16 protein-coding genes and 1 tRNA gene are annotated in these 19191 nt (G+C 56.9%); 9 read left to right on the top strand and 8 right to left on the bottom strand.

Translation table 11 applies throughout. The annotated features are described in order from the left end of the window. The first annotated feature begins 34 nt into the window (after positions 1-34). Positions 35-379 carry an MmcQ/YjbR family DNA-binding protein gene (locus GOV89_RS04735; protein WP_171237842.1) on the top strand — a complete coding sequence of 115 codons (345 nt, stop codon included), beginning with the start codon at positions 35-37 and terminating at the stop codon, positions 377-379. Positions 380-436: 57 nt separating this feature from the next. Then, positions 437-1624 (top strand): pyridoxal phosphate-dependent aminotransferase, encoded by a 1188-nt coding sequence (locus GOV89_RS04740; RefSeq protein ID WP_171234334.1) that lies wholly within the window; start codon positions 437-439, stop codon positions 1622-1624. Positions 1625-1627: 3 nt separating this feature from the next. On the opposite strand, the gene GOV89_RS04745 is transcribed toward GOV89_RS04740, so the two are convergent. Beyond that, positions 1628-2122, bottom strand: coding sequence for an outer membrane beta-barrel protein (locus GOV89_RS04745; protein WP_348540099.1), 495 nt, complete (start codon positions 2120-2122; stop codon positions 1628-1630). Between the two features lie 435 nt (positions 2123-2557). Between GOV89_RS04745 and GOV89_RS04750 the strand changes: the two genes are divergently transcribed. Next, entirely contained in the window at positions 2558-4102 is a 1545-nt protein-coding gene (locus GOV89_RS04750) for a trimethylamine methyltransferase family protein (protein ID WP_171237626.1), read from the top strand. 43 nt (positions 4103-4145) lie between these two features. Here the strand turns inward: GOV89_RS04750 and GOV89_RS04755 are convergent, their stop codons facing one another. Both GOV89_RS04755 and GOV89_RS04760 read right to left on the bottom strand, forming a co-directional pair. Further along, positions 4146-4391, bottom strand: coding sequence for a hypothetical protein (locus GOV89_RS04755; protein WP_171237627.1), 246 nt, complete (start codon positions 4389-4391; stop codon positions 4146-4148). 539 nt (positions 4392-4930) lie between these two features. After that, entirely contained in the window at positions 4931-8551 is a 3621-nt protein-coding gene (locus tag GOV89_RS04760; protein WP_171237628.1) for a vitamin B12-dependent ribonucleotide reductase, read from the bottom strand. Between the two features lie 542 nt (positions 8552-9093). Here GOV89_RS04760 and GOV89_RS04765 point away from each other — a divergent pair. Then, entirely contained in the window at positions 9094-9528 is a 435-nt protein-coding gene (locus tag GOV89_RS04765; RefSeq protein WP_171237629.1) for a hypothetical protein, read from the top strand. 11 nt (positions 9529-9539) lie between these two features. On the opposite strand, the gene GOV89_RS04770 is transcribed toward GOV89_RS04765, so the two are convergent. The 4 genes from GOV89_RS04770 to pdxH all read right to left on the bottom strand — a co-directional run bounded on the left by GOV89_RS04770 (position 9540) and on the right by pdxH (position 11388). Further along, a tRNA-Pro gene (locus GOV89_RS04770) sits at positions 9540-9616 on the bottom strand. 43 nt (positions 9617-9659) lie between these two features. Further along, a complete protein-coding gene (locus GOV89_RS04775) occupies positions 9660-10127 on the bottom strand; it encodes a DUF192 domain-containing protein (RefSeq protein ID WP_171237630.1) in 468 nt (155 codons plus the stop codon). 6 nt (positions 10128-10133) lie between these two features. Further along, positions 10134-10640 carry a cold-shock protein gene (locus GOV89_RS04780; RefSeq protein WP_174836485.1) on the bottom strand — a complete coding sequence of 169 codons (507 nt, stop codon included), beginning with the start codon at positions 10638-10640 and terminating at the stop codon, positions 10134-10136. A 142-nt stretch (positions 10641-10782) separates the two neighbouring features. Next, positions 10783-11388 carry a pyridoxamine 5'-phosphate oxidase gene (pdxH, locus tag GOV89_RS04785; protein WP_171173832.1) on the bottom strand — a complete coding sequence of 202 codons (606 nt, stop codon included), beginning with the start codon at positions 11386-11388 and terminating at the stop codon, positions 10783-10785. 135 nt (positions 11389-11523) lie between these two features. On the opposite strand from pdxH, the gene fabI reads away from it, so the two are divergent. From fabI to trpE, 5 genes are all read left to right on the top strand, one after another. Further along, positions 11524-12330 (top strand): enoyl-ACP reductase FabI, encoded by an 807-nt coding sequence (gene fabI / locus GOV89_RS04790; RefSeq protein WP_171237631.1) that lies wholly within the window; start codon positions 11524-11526, stop codon positions 12328-12330. Between the two features lie 4 nt (positions 12331-12334). Beyond that, positions 12335-12844 carry a xanthine phosphoribosyltransferase gene (gene gpt / locus GOV89_RS04795; protein WP_171237632.1) on the top strand — a complete coding sequence of 170 codons (510 nt, stop codon included), beginning with the start codon at positions 12335-12337 and terminating at the stop codon, positions 12842-12844. A gap of 64 nt (positions 12845-12908) precedes the next feature. Then, complete coding sequence (locus GOV89_RS04800) at positions 12909-14084, top strand: aminotransferase (protein WP_171237633.1); 1176 nt, start codon at positions 12909-12911, stop codon at positions 14082-14084. An 80-nt stretch (positions 14085-14164) separates the two neighbouring features. Then, positions 14165-16006, top strand: coding sequence for a peptidylprolyl isomerase (locus GOV89_RS04805; RefSeq protein WP_171237634.1), 1842 nt, complete (start codon positions 14165-14167; stop codon positions 16004-16006). Between the two features lie 11 nt (positions 16007-16017). Continuing rightward, positions 16018-17529, top strand: coding sequence for an anthranilate synthase component I (trpE, locus tag GOV89_RS04810; protein WP_171237635.1), 1512 nt, complete (start codon positions 16018-16020; stop codon positions 17527-17529). Positions 17530-17585: 56 nt separating this feature from the next. Here the strand turns inward: trpE and GOV89_RS04815 are convergent, their stop codons facing one another. After that, positions 17586-19004, bottom strand: a complete 1419-nt coding sequence (locus GOV89_RS04815) for a divergent polysaccharide deacetylase family protein (protein WP_171237636.1) — start codon at positions 19002-19004, stop codon at positions 17586-17588. Positions 19005-19191: the final 187 nt, after the last annotated feature.

Consider the following 19191-nt stretch of genomic DNA (forward strand, 5'->3'; position numbering starts at 1 on the left):
GAGTTTGCACGTCGCCTCAGTCACCGTGCGGATCATGGACCGAGATTACGTCAACACGGTTTGCAAGGAATTCCCCGGGGCCGCGTTGTCGGACCCCTGGGGCGGCGGGCACGATGCGTGGAAAATCGGTGGCAAGATGTTTGCCTGCATCGGTACAGCGAACGATGGTGTTTCCGTCAAAACACCCGATGTGGAAACGGCCCAGATGGTGATTGATGCCGGTGTGGGCGTGAAAGCCCCCTATTTCCACCGCAGTTGGGTGCGCCTTCCGTTTGATGCTGATCCTGAGGAACTGCGCCACCGCCTGACGGTGTCATACGACATTGTCCGGGCATCGCTGACTAAAAAGCTGCAAGCGACATTGCCGCCGCGAAGCTGATTGACAAAGCTCAGCCGCTCTGTCCCATTCAGCCAAAAGCTATCCCGGAGCAGTGGTATGAAACTGTCTAAACGCATCACGCAGATTACAGGCGGCGGCAGCGACGGCTGGGACGTGTTCTATCGGGCCCGACGGATGCTGAGCGAAGGTCAGGCCGTGACCGAGTTGACGATCGGCGAACATGACATCCGAACCGATCCATCGATCCTGCATGCCATGGACCTTTCGGCCCGCGAAGGACATACGGGTTATGCCATGGTGCCCGGAACAGATCTTCTGCGCGACACAGTGGCGGCACGGGTGCAAACGCGGACGGGCGTCCCAACAACGCGCAACAACGTTATGATCACACCCGGCGGCCAGTCTGCACTGTTTGCGGCCCATATGGCAGTTTGCGATCCCGGTGATGTGGGGCTGTTCCTAGATCCCTATTACGCCACCTATCCCGGAACGATTCGCGGGGTCGGAGCAGTTGCCCGCGCAATTCAGACCGCAGCAGAAGACGCCTTTCAGCCCTGCGCCGAACGGATCGATGCTGCGGCTGACGGTGCTGTTTCACTTTTGATCAACACACCAAACAATCCAACCGGGGTTGTTTATTCCCGCCAATCGCTTGAAGACGTTTCCGAAATTTGCCAGCGACGCGACCTGTGGCTGATCTCGGATGAAGTCTATGACACGCAGGTTTGGCAGGGAGAACACCTGTCGCCGCGCGCTCTACCCGGTATGGAGGATCGGACGCTTGTCATTGGTTCCATGTCCAAATCCCATGCCATGACGGGATCGCGCTGTGGTTGGATTGTCGGCCCCGAAGAGGTCATCGCCCATCTGATCAATCTGGCCACCCACACAACCTATGGCGTACCAGGCTTCATACAGGACGCGTCCAGTTATGCTCTGACCGCAGGACACGAGCTGGAGGAAAAGATCGCCGCACCGTTTCGTCGTCGACGTTCACAGGCCGTGGCGATTCTTCAGGATCAATCCACCGTTGGCCTGGTGCCCGCACAGGGGGCGATGTACCTGATGCTGGACGTGCGCAAGACCGGGTTGTCCGGGGAAAGTTTTGCCAATGCTTTGTTGGACACGCACAGCATTGCCGTCATGCCCGGAGAAAGCTTTGGCTCAGCCGCCGCCGGGCATGTTCGGGTGGCCATGACTGTTGAAGACAACCGTTTTGCTAGCGCACTGAAAACGCTGTGCTCTTTTGCCGAACAGCTCGCGCAGCGTCACGCTGCGGAATAGTATTCAAAAACGAAACGTTGTTCGTAAATTGAAAACGTTGGAATCCAGACTGCCGCTGGAACGGGTGACATCGTCGAAGTTTTGCCGCAACGCCTCGCCGCTGATCACAAAGTTTTCTCCAATCGGGTACGCCACGCCGATGCCGTAAACCGCTGCCGTGTCGCTGTCGACCGAGGTTTCAGCCCGCGCCGCCCCGACAACCACATAGCCAAGCGCGTTGCCGAAATCATATCCACCGCGCAGCTTCAGACGAGTCATGCTGTCCAAACTGCCTTGGGACGAGCCCAAATCCAACGAGAGCCGGTTGTATTCCAGCTCACCACCCAGGACAAAATTCCCAAAGTCCTGATCATAACCAATATGCGCACCAAAAGCGGTGTCATCACCGCTGGAGCCGCCCGGTCCATCCGCATCCGCATATCCAAAGCTGAGGCCCACATAACCACCTGTCCAATCTTCGGCAAAAACCGGGCCTGCGCTGGCGAGACAGGTCGCCACGAACAGGACAGAAAGAGGTTTTTTGCATGGGTACAAAATTATGTCGCTCTTGTTTCGATCTAAAGACGCAAACTTATTCTAATCTGCGTTTCGCTTCATCAGAATTCAATTCCAGGGTCACAAAACTCAAAAGTAAGTGAATGCAGTATAACAGAATTCTTCCAAAACGGGAGAAAATCTGCCCGATCCTCCTTTATCCCGCAGTAAACCGTCACGATGAGCTGCAAAAACCAACAAAGGTCGTAAACAGGACAGATTGTGTCTTAGTGTTTTGGAAGGCTCAGGCCAGAAGTTGAGAACCCGAATGACAGACCACGACTGGAAAATCAGCCTGATCAGCCGCACCATTGGTGCGGATCGTGGACGTGCCGCTCGGGGACGGCCGTAAGGGGATATTCCGCACCCCAAAGCATCACTCAACAACCGGATCAAGACATGAACGACCAATCCCGCAACACGTCACGCAGCGGAGGCCGCGCTGCACGCCGTGCCGCCCGCGCAACGGCCCTGCCCGACCATCTTCGCCCCGTGCGCCCTGGAATGAAGGGCGGAGTTCTAAATGTTCTGACGCAGGCACAAATTGAACGTATTCACGAGGCCGCACTGACCGCGCTGGAAACCATCGGTCTGGCTGACGCCCCGCAAAGCGGTATCGACTACCTTGTAAATGCAGGCTGCACCCTTGGGGACGATGGACGCATTAGATTTCCACGCGCTTTGGTCGAGGACACTATCGCCAAGGCTAACCGCGCGGTTACATTGTACAGCCGTGATGGAAAAACCGATCTTGAGCTGTCAGGCACCAAAGTTCACTACGGCACTGCCGGCGCTGCCGTGTCCATGGTCGACGTGCATGGGCGGGAATACCGCGATTCAACTGTGCAGGACCTACACGATGCCGCGCGAATCTGCCAACAACTTGATAACATTCACTTTGTTCAACGCCCTATGGTTTGCCGCGACATCGTGGATAACCTCGAAATGGACCTGAACACGATCTACGCCAGCTGTTCCGGCACTTTCAAACACATCGGGACATCGTTCACGGAACCCAGCCACGTCGCGCCCGCGATGGAGATGATCTACATGATCGCGGGTGGTGAGGATAAGTACCGCGAGCGGCCATTTGTATCGAATTCGAACTGCTTTGTGGTTCCCCCCATGAAGTTCGCCACTGAAAGCTGCGAAGTGATGGAGGAGTGCATCAAGGCCGGAATGCCTGTCCTGCTTCTTTCAGCCGGGATGGCCGGTGCCACAGCGCCGTCGACCATAGCCGGAGCCATCACTCAAGCGACCGCCGAATGCCTTGCCGGACTGGTTTACGTAAACGCCGTAAGTCCCGGAGCACCAGCCGTTTTTGGCACCTGGCCCTTTGGCTTGGACCTTCGGACAGGTGCGATGTCCATTGGGTCAGGCGAACAGGCGTTGCTGACGGCTGGATGCGCACAGATGCACCGGTTCTACAACCTACCCGGCGGAGCAGCAGCCGGAGCGTCGGATTCCAAACTGCCGGACATGCAAGCCGGATGGGAGCAGATGTGTTCCAACGTGATGGCGGGTCTGTCCGGTCTGAACATGGTCTACGAAGCGGCGGGCATGCACGCCTCTTTGTTGGGTTTCTGCTTTGAAAGCCTGATCCTCAGCGATGACCTGATCGGTCAGGCGCAGCGCTGCGTACGGGGCATCGAAGTGAACGATGAAACCCTAGCTCTGGACCAGATGGCCGAGGTCTGCATGGGCGGCCCTGGTCACTATCTTGGAACGGAAGCTACGCTCAGCCGGATGCAAGCTGACTACGTTTATCCCACATTCGGAGATCGATCGTCGCCAAAAGAATGGGTCGAGCTTGGCAAACCGGACCTGATCGACAAGGCAACGGCGCGCAAGGAAGAAATTCTGTCTGCGCCATCCGAGGCCAAGTTCGATCCGCTGCTGGACATGGAACTGCGCGAAAAGTTCAAAATTCATCTGCCCACTTAGTGGGCGGAAGGGCGGCCCGAAACCAATCGGGCCACCCACGGATTTATCCATCGCTTGACGGAAGCAGCCCTGCCTCTTGCGCAACGGCGACTTCGTCAGCGTCCAACGCGCCATCACCATTGGCATCCATCGCCGAGAAGGTATCGGCGTCTACATTCGGTACGACAGCCTGAACTTCCTCGATGGTCAGAACGCCATCGCCATTGGCATCGGCTGTAGATTGGGCCGAGACCAGTCCCGGCAAGGTTAGAGCAGCGATGGAAATTCCAATCAAATACTGCGGTTTCATTTTGGTGCCTCCTGATAGGTTGGTTTTGTTTTTGTCCGGACAAGCCCCAGAAACAACATAGCCTCGCACCACGTCACCCGCATAGCGCGACCAGCAGGGATTCGCGCCAATCCTTGCGTGTTTGACCGAGTCGGCATCGCAAAGTGCCGCCGGGCAAAATTCCGCCAGACCTGTATCGGCAGGTCTTGCCACACGCGCCGCGCACGATCTGGCGAAACACCGCTTAGAACAGCGACCGCGCGAAAAAAGAAAGGGGGCCGAAGCCCCCTGTCAGTTTCGCCTTCCAGGCTCATATCGTTGACCGCCCGGTGTTTTTTTGCCTGCGGCCTGGACTGCGCATGGGACGAGCGCACCCGCCCCGTGAAAGAGTGGGAGGGAGCAAATATTCCGCCCCACCCTGTTCCCGGCCAACACGGGCATGTCAGCCGAGTGGAGAAAGGTCATCAGGTAAGTCTTACGTCCTTTCTCCGTATTCGTCGGGGTCGGTTACCTAGGGCAGCGTCCGACCCCTACGCCCCGGGGTGCCAGGGCGTTAAAACTTAGCTACACCCGCTTGTCGCGCCGCAGGTGTTGCACTTCATGCAGGTGCCGTTGCGGACAAGCGTGTAGTTTCCGCATTCACCGCAGGGGTCACCTTCGTAACCCTGCATCTTGGCTTTGGTGCGGGCGTCCATTCCCGTGGCCACAGCATTTTCCGCAACGGGTGCCTCGAAAGCAGCGGCCGTTTCAGCCATACCGCCCAAGTCTGCCTGACCCGCATTGAACACGGCCAGATCCTGAGGCAGACGTTTGCGCAAATAACCGGTCGAGCTGATTTGTTTCAGCACTTCCAACGACTTGGACGCAGCGCTTTCACTGATTTCCGAGATGTTGGACACACCTTCTTCTTCGCCCCGACCCAGATCATCAAAGGTCGCACCTTCGGGTTTTACATGGGCCAGATCGGTGCGATCCAGATAGGACACGGCCAATTCGCGGAAGATGTAATCAAGGATCGACGTCGCATTTTTGATCGAGTCGTTGCCCTGCACCATCCCAGCCGGCTCGAACTTGGTGAAAGTGAAGGCATCGACAAACTCTTCCAGCGGTACGCCGTATTGAAGGCCGACCGACACGGCGATGGCGAAGTTGTTCATCATCGCCCGGAAGCCAGCGCCTTCCTTGTGCATGTCGATGAAGATCTCGCCCAGCTTGCCGTCTTCGAACTCACCAGTCCGCAGATAGACCTTGTGGCCGCCCACGATTGCCTTTTGGGTATAGCCCTTGCGACGATGAGGAAGTTTTTCGCGATGGCTGCGGATCATTTCTTTGACCACAACCTTCTCGATCACTTTCTCGGCCAGAACAACGGCTTTTTCCTGCGTCGAGCCGCTTTCCAGCACCTCAGCCGCCTCGTCGTCATCCTCGACCAGCGCCGCTGCCAGAGGCTGCGACAGTTTCGAGCCGTCACGATAAAGCGCGTTGGCTTTCACACCCAGCGACCAGCTGAGTTCGTATGCCTTCTGGCAATCCTCGATGGTCGCGTCATTCGGCATATTGATCGTCTTCGAGATCGCCCCCGAGATGAAGCTTTGCGCCGCCGCCATCATGGTGATGTGGCTATCAACCCCAAGGAAACGCTTGCCTTTCTTGCCGCACGGGTTGGCGCAGTCGAAGATCGCGTAGTGCTCTTTCTTCAGGTGCGGCGCGCCTTCCAGTGTCATGGTTCCGCAAACGTGGTCGTTGGCTGCGTCGATGTCCGCTTTGGTGAAACCCAGATGGCGCAATAGGTCGAAGGTCGGGTCATTCAGCTTGGTCGCTGGAATGCCCAGAACGCCGGTGCAGAAATCCTCGCCCAGTGTCCACTGGTTGAAGACGAACCGGATGTCGAAGGCGCTTTCCAGCGCGGCGTCCACCTTGGCCAGCTCATTGGGGCCAAAGCCGTGACCGGTCAGCGAGGTGTGGTTGATCCCCGGCGCGTTGCCGATGGTGCCATGGCCGACTGCGTAGCCCACGATCTCTTCGATCTGAGACGAGGAATAACCCAGCTTTTCCAGCGCCGACGGCACCGAGCGGTTGATGATCTTGAAGTAGCCGCCGCCGGCCAGCTTCTTGAACTTGACCAGAGCAAAATCCGGCTCGATCCCGGTGGTGTCGCAATCCATCACCAGACCAATAGTGCCGGTTGGTGCGATCACAGTGGCCTGTGCGTTGCGATAGCCGTTCTTCTCACCCAGGCTCAGCGCTTCATCCCAGGCCGACATGGCCAGATCGACCAAACGCTTGTCCGGGCAGTTACCGTGATCCAAAGGCACTGGCTTCACGGCCAGCTTCTCATAACCCTCGGTAACCCCCTGCGACGCGCGGCGGTGGTTGCGGATGACGCGCAGCATGTGGTCGGCATTGCGCTCGTACCCCTTGAACGGTCCCAGCTCCCCAGCAATCTCGGCTGAGGTTGCATAAGCCACACCAGTCATAATCGCGGTCAGCGCACCACAGATCGCACGGCCTTCATCCGAGTCGTAGCTGTAGCCCATGTTCATCAGCAAACCGCCGATGTTGGCATAACCCAGACCCAGTGTGCGGAAATCGTAAGACAGCTTTGCGATTTCCTTGGACGGGAACTGCGCCATCGTCACCGAGATTTCCAGCGTCAAAGTCCACAGGCGCGAGGCATGCATGTAATCCGCTGCCTGGAACTCACCATCCTTCAGAAAGGTCAGCAGGTTCATCGATGCCAGGTTACAAGCCGTGTCATCTAGGAACATATATTCCGAGCACGGGTTCGAGCCGCGAATCTCGCCGTCCTCGGGGCATGTGTGCCATTCGTTTACTGTGTCGTGAAACTGGATGCCTGGATCGGCACAGGCCCATGCGGCGTGACCGACCTTTTCCCACAGGTCACGTGCTTTGACGGTGCGGGCGACCTTGCCGTCGGTGCGGTTGATCAGTTCCCAATCGGCGTCCTTTTCGACAGCGGTCAGGAACGCATTGGTGACGCGGATCGAGTTGTTCGAGTTCTGACCCGAGACCGAGCTGTAAGCTTCGGAATCCCAATCTGTATCGTAGGTCGGGAATTCAATACTGTCATGGCCCTGCTTGGCGTAATCCAGAACACGCTTGATGTAAGTTTCTGGGATTGCAACCTTTTTCGCTTCGCGCACCGCCTTTTTCAAGGCGTCGTTTGCGTTCGGATCATATGCGTCGTCAGCAGATCCGTCCCACGAACGAATGGCCTCGAAAATACCGTTCAGCATCTTCTCGTGCATCTTCGATCCGGCAACAATCGAAGCCACTTTCTGCTCTTCGATCACCTTCCATTCGATGAACTGCTCGATGTCCGGGTGATCCGCATCAACGATCACCATCTTTGCTGCTCGACGGGTTGTCCCGCCTGATTTGATCGCTCCAGCAGCGCGGTCGCCTATCTTGAGGAAGCCCATCAAGCCCGAAGATTTGCCGCCACCTGACAGCGCTTCGCCTTCTGCGCGCAGATGGCTGAAGTTGGTACCGGTGCCCGAGCCGTACTTGAACAGGCGCGCCTCGCGCACCCACAGGTCCATGATGCCGCCTTCGTTCACCAGATCATCGTCGACAGACTGGATGAAGCACGCGTGCGGCTGCGGATGTTCGTAGGCGGATTTCGATTTCGTCAGCTTGCCGGTTTTGTAGTCTACATAGTGGTGCCCCTGCGCCGGACCGTCGATCCCATAGGCCCAATGCAGACCAGTGTTGAACCACTGCGGGCTGTTCGGAGCAGCACGCTGGGTCGCCAGCATGTAACGCATCTCGTCAAAATAGGCGCGCGCGTCTTCTTCATCCGAGAAATAGCCGCCTTTCCAGCCCCAATAGGCCCATGCACCTGCCAGACGGTCGAACACCTGCTTGGACGAAATTTCTCCGTCAAACTCCGCACCTTCGGCAGGTACCGAACGCCACAGGAATTCTGGAACGTCCCTTTCTTTGACCTTTTTCAGCTTGCTGGGAACACCTGCCTTGCGGAAGTATTTCTGAGCAATCACATCACTTGCCACCTGCGACCAGCTTGCGGGCACTTCGATGTTGTCCAGACGGAAAACAATCGTTCCATCCGGATTGCGGATTTCAGACGTTGCAGACACAAAATCCAGGTCCGAGTAGGCATCCTGATCTGGTTTGGTGAATTTTCTTTCAATCTTCATGTCCGCAGCCCTGGTTAAATTCCGCCCAATGTTCAGTTCCCGACACCAAATCTTGTGTTGCAGGGTGCCGCCCACAACGCCCAGAGTCTTACGGACAAGGGTATCGTTCGCTGTCAAAGACAGCGGAAAAACCACAAAAACGGCGCACTTAAATTAGATGTGCTTTCCGACCCTCGCCTGCTGCCTCTTCCAGTTTGAACACCAGATATTGTGGCAATCTCTTCGGCTCATACAATTTGACGTATGAACCCATAGAAGGTCAACGCCCTTTTTCCGTCTTTTTTGAAATCTTTTTTGTTGACCTGAGAACGTTTCAAGTCCGCCACCCAATTGCGCGCGATTCCTCCACAGGATCATCCACGGCAAAATTCCGCCGAAACCTTTAAGTCTCAAAACGAATTCCCGTTTTTACCAGCATAGTTATCCGTGTTTGATCAACCAAGACGGTGCCGATTAAGCTGGTTGGGAATCAATTGCATTTCCTCGCAACCCATCGCGTTCACGAGTCGCCAGTTCGTTCGATTTTAAAAAGGTCCAACCTGATGAAGCTGTTAGCCTTTAACCTGATCCTGATCTTTATCGTGGCCTGCGCACCACAAGATGTGCCCATTGCATCACGCAGCGCACAGTTTGACACCTATCCCCAAAGATTGTTCGAAAGCTTCGAAACCAGTTGTACCGGGCCGGGGGAATCTTTTGAGAAAACAGGAAACCAGAAGTTCGAGTGTTACGAAATCCTGCCTGCAAAAGCATCCGCCTTTTTGATTCTGAACTATGATGGCAATCCACAGGACCTGCCGCAAAGCGTCACGCGCTTAACATCTACCAAAAACGCAGCGGGATACCGCGTGGATGCTAACGTGTTCTTTGAAGTTCCGCAGAAAGACGGATCCATAGTCGAAGTGCCATTGGAAAGCCCCACCCTGGATCAATCGATCAGCAGGCTGTTTCAAGCCATGGGCGGATTGCCCTCATGATATTGAGGAAGTGGTCGGGGCGGCAGGATTCGAACCTACGACCCCCTGTACCCAAAACAGGTGCGCTACCAGACTGCGCCACGCCCCGGACCGTGCGCCTTCCTAACGATGCCAATCTGATTTGAAAAGCCCTAACAGGGCCAAATTGCAGGACCTTGCGAAAAAATTTCATGCTGCATCTGCGTGCCCGGCGTAATTGAATAGCGTGCGGACAGTCCGGCGTTGATTTCCAGCACTGCAAATACGGAATCTCCGCCTTCGATTGGGGTCAGATCACCGGGAATCGCCCCCTCATGCACCCGTGTAACTGTGCCAGTTCGATCCACGAAGATCATATCCAGCGGAATCAGTGTGTTCTTCATCCAGAAAGCTACGGGTTGCGGCGGGTCAAAAACAAACAGCATCCCGGATCGATTCGGAAGTGACTCGCGAAACATTAACCCTCGCGAACGCTCTTGCGGTGTCACCGCCAGTTCGATGTCAAATCGTACCGTCGCCGCGTCATTCCGCAAAGAAACCTGATCAGCGCGACACGCGGCAAACGCCCCACCTGCCCAAAGCGTAAAGAACAGGGTCAGAAGCGTCAGAAACCGTCCCATGAGAAATCAGCCGTCCAGTGCGGCTTCCCAAGCCAGCACCTGAGCTGCCATCCGGCCTCTTTTGCCATCAATTACACGCATGGCCAGCGCTTCGCCCGGTTGAAGGTCAGCGAGGCCTGACCGGCGCAGAACTTCTATATGAAGGAAGACATCTTCGCCCCGACCAAAGACGTTCGCAAAACCGAATCCCTTGCCTTTGTCGAACCACTTAACCCGTGCCGCTTCCAACGGGGCCTCGGCAATAACCACCGGGTCCAGTTCGGCAAAATCGGCCAACATCATCGAGTCGGTTCGTTCCGGAGGATCAATCGCAACGACCTCAACCGCCTGAACACCACGGTCCGTGCGATGAGTCATGATTTCAATCCCCGCGCCATCGGCGACAGAACTCTGGCCGAAATTGCGCAACACATTCACGTGCAACAGGATGTCCGGACCACCTTCGTCGGACACGACAAATCCGTACCCCTTGGCGGGATCGAACCATTTAACGTGTCCACGGACGCGATACATATTGTTCAGGTCTTCTGGCACGGTTTTCCCATCGCGAATTTTAGCCGTTCGTTAAGGGTTTGTTGTTTATGGGAATGGCAGGCAATTTCAAGCTGAAAAAACTGTTTATTTTCGGTCTGTTGCATTTCACGACACGTGAACGTCATGGATTCAACCTTTCCACATGCCATACCGATCCCGGCTCATTACGCTTCCATCTGAACCGGTCATGAAGTCGGAATGCCCCGTCGGCCCAGAATTCAATTTCAGTAGGCGTCAATCGGTACCCGCCCCAAAACGGTGGACGGGGCGGATTCGGACCCAGCTTAGCAGTCACCTTGGCCACCTCAGCCATCAAGGCTGTACGGCTTGATAGGGGTTGAGATTGCTTCGACGCCCAGGCCCCCAAACGGCTCTTCAGCGACCTCGATGCGTAATATTCATCCGCCTGAGGCCCATCTTCGCGGGTGATTGTACCACGAACACGCAATTGTCGCCGCAAAGATTTCCAATGCATGACAAATGCGGCCTTCCCGGCGGCATCCAGTTCGGTGGCCTTTGCGCTTTCGTAGTTCGTATAAAATACAAAAGAATCCGCTTCGATTTCCTTGAGCAGAACCATACGCGCGTTCGGCAAACCATCCGAGTCGACGGTGGCCAGCGCGATCGCATTGGGATCGTTCAATTCTGTCTTTTCAGCCTCGGCAAGCCACCGGCCCGCTATTTCAAACGGATCGGAGCCAGCAAATATGCCATCACGCTCGGTCATTTCCATCCCCTGGAAAGTATTAAAGACGAACCTAAGGCGAGAACCCGCTGCGAGCAAGAGCGCACGGCCTTGAAGCAACGCTACCAATGGCATAAACCAACTCAACACATCGCGAAGACAGGCGGAGAACCACACATGTCAAATCAGTTGATGGCCGGCAAACGCGGCCTCATCATGGGACTGGCCAATGACAAATCAATCGCATGGGGAATCGCCCGCGCCTTGTCCGATGCCGGGGCCGAGCTTGCTTTTTCCTATCAGGGCGATGCTTTGAAAAAGCGCGTCGACCCGCTGGCCGCCCAATTGGGCAGTGAAATCGTTCTGCCCTGTGATGTCAGCGACGAGGCGTCGATCGATGCGCTATTCACCGCGCTGGAAGAAAAATGGGGCAAACTGGACTTTGTGGTTCATGCCATCGGCTTCTCTGACAAAAATGAGTTGCGCGGACGTTATGTCGATACCAGCCGGGCGAACTTCAAACTGACCATGGATGTGTCGGTCTATTCGTTCACCGCCGTGATGCAACGCGCCGAAAAGATGATGGGCGAAGGCGGCAGCGCCGTCACCCTGACCTACTATGGTGCCGAGCAAGTCATGCCGCATTACAATGTAATGGGCGTCGCCAAAGCCGCACTTGAAGCGTCGGTAAAGTATCTGGCCGAGGATCTGGGCAAAGACGGCATCCGAGTCAACTCGATCTCTGCCGGTCCGATCAAGACGCTGGCGGCCAGCGGCATCGGCGATTTCCGCTATATCATGAAGTGGAACGAATATAACTCGCCCCTGCGTCGCAACGTGACCATCGACGATGTGGGCAAGTCAGCCCTTTACCTGCTGTCGGATCTGTCCAGCGGCGTGACCGGAGAAAACCTGCACGTGGATTCGGGCTATCACATTGTCGGCATGAAGGCCGTCGATGCACCCGACGTGGAAAAGGGCTGATATCATGAGTGCCAAAGACCGCCTGCCCCACGAAAAAGGCTTTCACATCAGCTGGGATCAAATCCATCGCGATTCGCGCGCTTTGGCTTGGCGGCTTGACGGGCAAGGCCCTGAAAATGGTGCCTGGCGCGCAGTGGTGGCTATCACGCGCGGCGGTATGGCCCCCGCGATGATCGTCAGCCGCGAATTGGACATCCGCACCGTCGATACGATCAGCGTGCGGTCTTATCACCATCAAGAACAAGGCGAGGCCGAAGTTTTGAAGGCACCCGACGCGGATCTGATGGGCGACGGAACTGGCGTTCTGATCATCGACGACCTGGTAGACAGCGGTAAAACACTGGAACTGGTCCGCAAAATGTACCCCAACGCGCATTTCGCGACGGTTTATGCGAAACCCAAGGGCCGCCCGATGGTAGATACGTTCATCACCGAGGTCAGTCAGGACACGTGGATCTTCTTCCCCTGGGACATGGCGTTGCAATATGTCGAACCCTATCGTGGGACAGACTAACCTCTTTTCTGCTCTCAAATACTTAGAAGCGTGAGGCGGAGCCTCGCATAAAGACTGGCACACCATGACCCAGACTCGCACAAGCGCCACTTTCCCTCCTCCGGTGATGGAGGCGCGACGATGGGTCGAAGGTGTCAACTTTCCTGCAGACCGCCCACTGATCAATGTCAGCCAGGCCGCGCCGGTTGACCCGCCTCCGCTTGCTCTGCGACAGGCAATGGCAGATTTTGCCGTGCAGGAAGACAACGCGCATTTATATGGGCCGGTCTTGGGGAACGACGATCTTCGCACAGAATTGGCGGCCCAGATCAGCGCGCACTACGCCGGGCGCGTTGACGCGTCTCAGACCGCCATCACCTCGGGCTGTAATCAGGCATTCTCGGCCGTGATCTCGGCAATCACCGATGAGGATGATGAAGTGATTCTGCCAACGCCATGGTATTTCAACCATAAAATGTGGTTGGACATGGCTGGGGTGAAGGCTGTGGACCTCCCAACCGGAGATGACCTGCTACCCGATCCAGAGAAGGCGCGCGCTCTGATTACCGAAAAAACACGCGCCATCGCCCTGGTCACGCCGAACAACCCCGGCGGCGTGGAATACCCTTCCGATCTGGTCCGCGCGTTTTTTGACCTTGCACGCGACTGCGGTCTTCGCCTGATCGTGGACGAAACCTATCGCGATTTCGATAGCCGCAGCGGCCCGCCCCACGATCTGTTCCAACAACCGGCTTGGGATGAGACGCTTGTTCATCTCTATTCCTTCTCTAAAGCCTATCGCCTGACAGGCCACCGAGTTGGTGCGATAGCCACAAGCCGTTCTCTTCTGGCCGAGGTCGAGAAATTCCTCGACACTGTTGCCATTTGCCCTGGCCAAATCGGCCAGTTTGCAGCCCTTTGGGGGATGCAGAACCTATCACAATGGCTTGCGGGTGAACGAGACGAAATTCTCGACCGCAGAGCCGCAATTAAAGATGGAATGCCCGCCCTTGAGGCCCAAGGATGGCGTCTTTTGGGGCTTGGGGCGTATTTTGCTTACCTCGAACACCCTTTCAATATGCCGTCAGACGAATTGGCACGCCGTTTGGTGACTGAGGCAGGCGTGCTCCTGTTGCCCGGCACCATGTTCATGCCCGCCCATGACCCCGCTGGAAAACGGCAAGTCCGTGTAGCATTCGCCAATCTGGACCGTGCGGGATTGGGTCAATTGTTCGACCGGTTGCAGGGCCTGTCCTTCTAAGCTTGCCCCTCGGCGGTGTGCGTCGTATTCAGGGCCGCAACCGACAGGGCAGAACGCTGCCGCAATAACAAGAGGGCACCATGGCCGCAGGCGCTAAAAGTCTTTCTAAAACCTTTGTCTGGATTCTGATGGGCCTGCTGATGCTGGGCCTTGCGGGATTTGGCGCCACCAATCTCAGCGGTACGGTCCGAACCGTCGCACATGTGGGTGACGAAAGCATCTCGGTCGATGAGTATGTGCGCGAGTTGCAGCGCGAAATCCGCGCGGTTGAGGCACAAACCGGCCAGCCATTGCAGATGTCGCAGGCACGCGAGTTGGGGCTTGATCAGAATGCCCTGGCCCGTCTGACGGCATTGGCGGCATTGGACAACGAAGTCGGCCAACTGGGTATTTCCATCGGGGACGAGAACCTACAGCAAGACATCGTCGCGATCCCGGCCTTCCAGGGTGTGGACGGCAGCTTTGACCGTGAAGCCTATCTTTTTCAGCTGGAACAGATCGGCATGACCGATTCCGAGTTCGAAACTGATTTGCGTAAGGAATCGGCGCGTACGATCGTTCAGGGCGCGATCATGGGCGGCGTCGAAATGCCAGCCACTCTAACGGATACGATGACGGACTACATCGGCGCTCGGCGCAGCTTTACGGTGGCCACCGTCGGGACCGAAGCATTGGAATCTTCGATTGCCGATCCGACCGAGGCGCAGATTCAGGCTTATTATGATGAAAACGGTGCTCTGTTCACACTGCCCCGCACCAAGCAACTGACCTATGCGATCCTGTCCCCTGCGATGCTGATCGACAGTGTCGAGGTGGATCAGGACGCCCTGCGCGCGCTCTATGACGACCGGTCTGCTGAGTTCAACCAGCCTGAACGCCGCTTGGTTGAGCGCTTGAATTTCCCGGACGAGGAAGCTGCAAGCGAAGCTAAAGCCCAGCTTGAGGTGGGTGGCACTACCTTTGAACAGCTGGTCCGCGACCGCGATCTCGAATTGAACGACATCGATCTGGGCGACGTGACACGTGAGGATCTGGGCGAAGCAGCGGATGCTGTATTTGCGGCCGATCTGGATGCTGTTGTTGGACCCTTGCCGTCGGTATTTGGTCCGGCCCTGTTCCGGATCAACGGATCTCTGGCAGCCAACAATGTGCCCTTCGAAGAAGCTGAACCGGCCTTGCGGGAAGAGCTGGCGGCCGAGCGTGCGCGCCGCCTGATCGAGGCGCAGTCCGAAGATATCAACGACATGCTTGCTGGCGGCGCTACACTGGAAGAACTGGCGGATGAGACCGAAATGGAGCTGGGTCAGATCGACTGGACCCGCGAAAGCGTGGATGATGTCGCGGCCTATGACGGGTTCCGCGTCGCAGCCGAAGCTGTGCAGGAAGGTGATTTCCCGGAAATCGCATTCCTCGAAGATGGGTCGATCTTTGCTCTGCGCCTGAACGAGGTGCTGCCGCGTCGCCCCGAGCCGCTGGACAGCGCGCGTGATCGCGTGGCCGCCGCGTGGCTTCAGGCCGAAACAAACAAGGCGCTGGAAGAACGGGCCAATGCGGTTCTGACACAGCTTGCAACAGATGGTGACTTTACAGCCACCGGCCTGCCCTTCCGTGTTGAAAATGCCCTGACCCGCACGGCGTTTCTGGATGACGTTCCTGCGGATTTCATGAACGAAGTGTTCCAGATGGAACCTGGCGAATTGCGTGTCATTGGTGGCAACAGTGCAGCGTTGCTGGTGCGCCTGGATGAAGTTCTGCCTCCGGCAGATACAGACGAGCTTCGCCAACTGCGTGAAGCCCTTTCCGCTCAGATGAATCAGGCCCTGTCACAGAATATTTTCAACGCTTATGTGCGCGATGCACAGACACGCGCGCGCCCGGTCGTCGACCAACAGGCGCTGAATGCCGTGCAATCGAGCTTTTAAACGAGACCGAAATGGCACTGACACCCGAATTCGACACCTTCGCGCGCGCTTATGAAGCGGGCGAAAATCAGGTGGTCTACACACGGCTTGCCGCTGATCTGGACACGCCCGTGTCACTGATGCTCAAGCTGACGGGCGCACAGAAAGATGCGTTCATGCTGGAATCCGTAACCGGCGGCGAAGTTCGTGGCCGTTACTCGATCATCGGTATGAAACCCGACCTGATCTGGCGGTGTCGCGGTGACGCGTCCGAGTTGAACCGCTCTGCCCGGTTCGATTCCGAGGCGTTCTCGGCCCAAGACGGCAACCCGATGGACAACCTGCGCGCTTTGCTGGCCGAAAGCCGCATCGACCTGCCGGATGACCTGCCTCAGGCTGCAGCCGGGCTGTTTGGATATTTGGGCTATGACATGGTCCGGCTGGTGGAATACCTGCCAGACGTAAACCCTGACCCTCTGGGCCTGCCCGATGCGATTATGCTGCGCCCTTCCGTCATCGCCGTGTTGGATGGTGTTAAAGGCGAAGTGACCGTGGTTTCACCAGCTTGGGCCAGCGACGGTCAATCCGCCAAGGCTGCGTATGCACAAGCCGCCGAACGTGTGATGGATGCGGTTCGCGATCTGGAACGTGCGATGCCTGCGGAAACCCGCGATCTTGGGGACGCGCGCGAAGTTTCACCGCCCGTGTCGAACTTTACCAAGTCCGGCTATATGGAAGCCGTTGAAAAGGCCAAGGAATACATCCGCGCGGGTGATATTTTCCAGGTTGTCCCCGCGCAGCGCTGGACGCAGGAATTTCCTCTCCCACCCTTTGCGCTTTATCGGTCGTTGCGGCGCACCAACCCGTCGCCTTTCATGTTCTATTTTAATTTCGGTGGTTTTCAGGTCGTCGGTGCCAGCCCCGAGATTTTGGTGCGCGTGTTCGGTAGTGAAGTCACCATTCGTCCCATCGCCGGCACCCGCCCCCGTGGCGCGACGCCGGAAGAAGACAAGGCAAACGAACTGGATCTGCTGGCCGACAAGAAAGAGCTGGCCGAGCACCTGATGCTGCTGGATCTGGGCCGCAACGATACCGGACGCGTGGCCAAGATTGGCACGGTGCGCCCGACTGAAGAGTTCATCATAGAACGTTACAGCCACGTAATGCATATTGTGTCAAACGTGGTGGGTGAACTTGCCGAAGACAAAGACGCGCTTGACGCATTCTTTGCCGGGATGCCAGCGGGCACAGTGTCTGGCGCGCCCAAAGTGCGCGCGATGGAAATCATCGACGAGTTGGAGCCCGAAAAACGCGGCGTCTATGGCGGTGGCGTGGGGTATTTCAGCGCGGGCGGCGACATGGACATGTGTATCGCGCTGCGCACCGCAATTGTGAAAGATCAAACGCTTTATATTCAGGCGGGCGGCGGCGTTGTTTATGACAGCGATCCAGAAGCCGAATTCATGGAAACCGTCCATAAATCCAACGCGATACGACGCGCTGCGGCGGATGCCGCGCGTTTCACCGGAAACGGAAACAGCTAAACGCAAAAGGGCGGCAGATCAAAAGATCGCCGCCCTCATTTTCTGTTTTATGCCAGTCACTGTACCTGTTTCATCATGACCGCAGAAATCGGCGCCATGGCGACGCGGCTGCCACGGTCTTCCAACCCCCAAAGCAACAATGCTGAAATCGTTTCGGGACGGACCCGCCCCAACATGACTACAGCACCTTCCTGCCCGGCGCGGAACGCGGCCTGATCCAGAAAACGACGCATGACCTTCGGATCCTGACGCGCACCATCGATGTCACGGAACACGACACCTGAAGGAGTTCCGTTTCGGGCCGCGAGTTTTTGAACGGTGTTCAACCCATTGTCCTGCGTGATCAATCCCCGGCCAGTTCCGGCAGCAATTTCCGCAACTTGATCGGCCAACTTGCGATTGCCGTGAATGCCGCTGTCTACCCCTTCCAGAATACCAACGGTTTCGGGCAGAGTATCCAGCCAGACCGACAGGGACACCTCGGCGTCCTGAGCGGTTGCGGCCTCAGGCAAATCAGCAAGCGCCATGACTTCGAACCCGGCCGCGCGGTGCCGCGCCATTTTTTCCGCCGCATCAGGATCGGACGGGTTAACGGCAAAGCTGATTGGATAGGGAAAGTCTTGCAGCGCTTCGACACCAAACGCGCCCTCATCATCGATCAGAATGATGGACATCAAGGGCTTGGCCTCGGGGTTTTCGAACTTCGCGGCATAGCGTTCGATCGGCTTGTCCGCTGGTGCCGCTTCTTCTGCCGAGGCTTGCTCGACCACTGGCTCATCATCCCGTTCGGTCAAAGGAACAACGCGTTTTCCAATCGTTGAGCTGACTGGTACTTCCTGTTCGCCGCCGATCTGCGGCAATACCGCGATACGCGGCAACTTGCGCGGAAGAATTTCTTCATCCCCTTCCACCGCAATCGGACTGCTTTCAAACGGATTTACCTCTTCAGTGTCCACCGTCGTTTGAGGCAATGGGTCTTGTTCCGGCTCGACAAGCGCGACTTCGGTTGTCTGGGGCTCTTCCACGGGAGGGGTCGGTGTATCGTCGATTACGGCTGGCTCTGCCTCGTCCTGCGGAGCCGCAGGTGCAAGGCTGGGTTCTGGCGGCGCTGCAGGCGCTTCGGTCACAACTGACACTTCAGTCGCAACCGCGGCCTCTGGTTGGTCCACGGCCTCAGCCGCTGCGCCCACTTCTGGTTGCGTGTCCGAAGACGATTCAAGCCCGGACAAGTCAGCCAGATCCTCGGTTGAGTCATCGGCGGCTTCCAGCCCACGCGGAGCCAATTCCACCACATCGGCATCGGAAACCGCTTCGGCCACCTCAGTCGGTGCTTCAGGTGCTTCGGAAATTACCGGAGCCGGTGCTTCGGTTACAACAACCGGCGTATTGACCATCGGCGTCTTGAGCGACACGATCACGCCCAGGATCAAAACAACGATCGCCCCGGCGACCATTCCTCCGAAAAATCCGCCCATTTTTTCTGCCTTTCGCCTCTTTTCTCTGCCTCGTCCAGCTCTGCGCCATCTGGTGTGGCGCTCGGCCAATTGAACGCGTCAGAAACGGTATGTCCTCTTGACGCTGCCGCCCAAGCCTGAGCATGTATGTGCGGACATTATACCGTGGCCCGGGGCTGCATCGCCAGCCTGAAATGCCCAAGTGAAG

It is taken from the genome of Ruegeria sp. HKCCA5763 (genome assembly GCF_013034545.1).
Classification (GTDB): Bacteria; Pseudomonadota; Alphaproteobacteria; order Rhodobacterales; family Rhodobacteraceae; genus Ruegeria.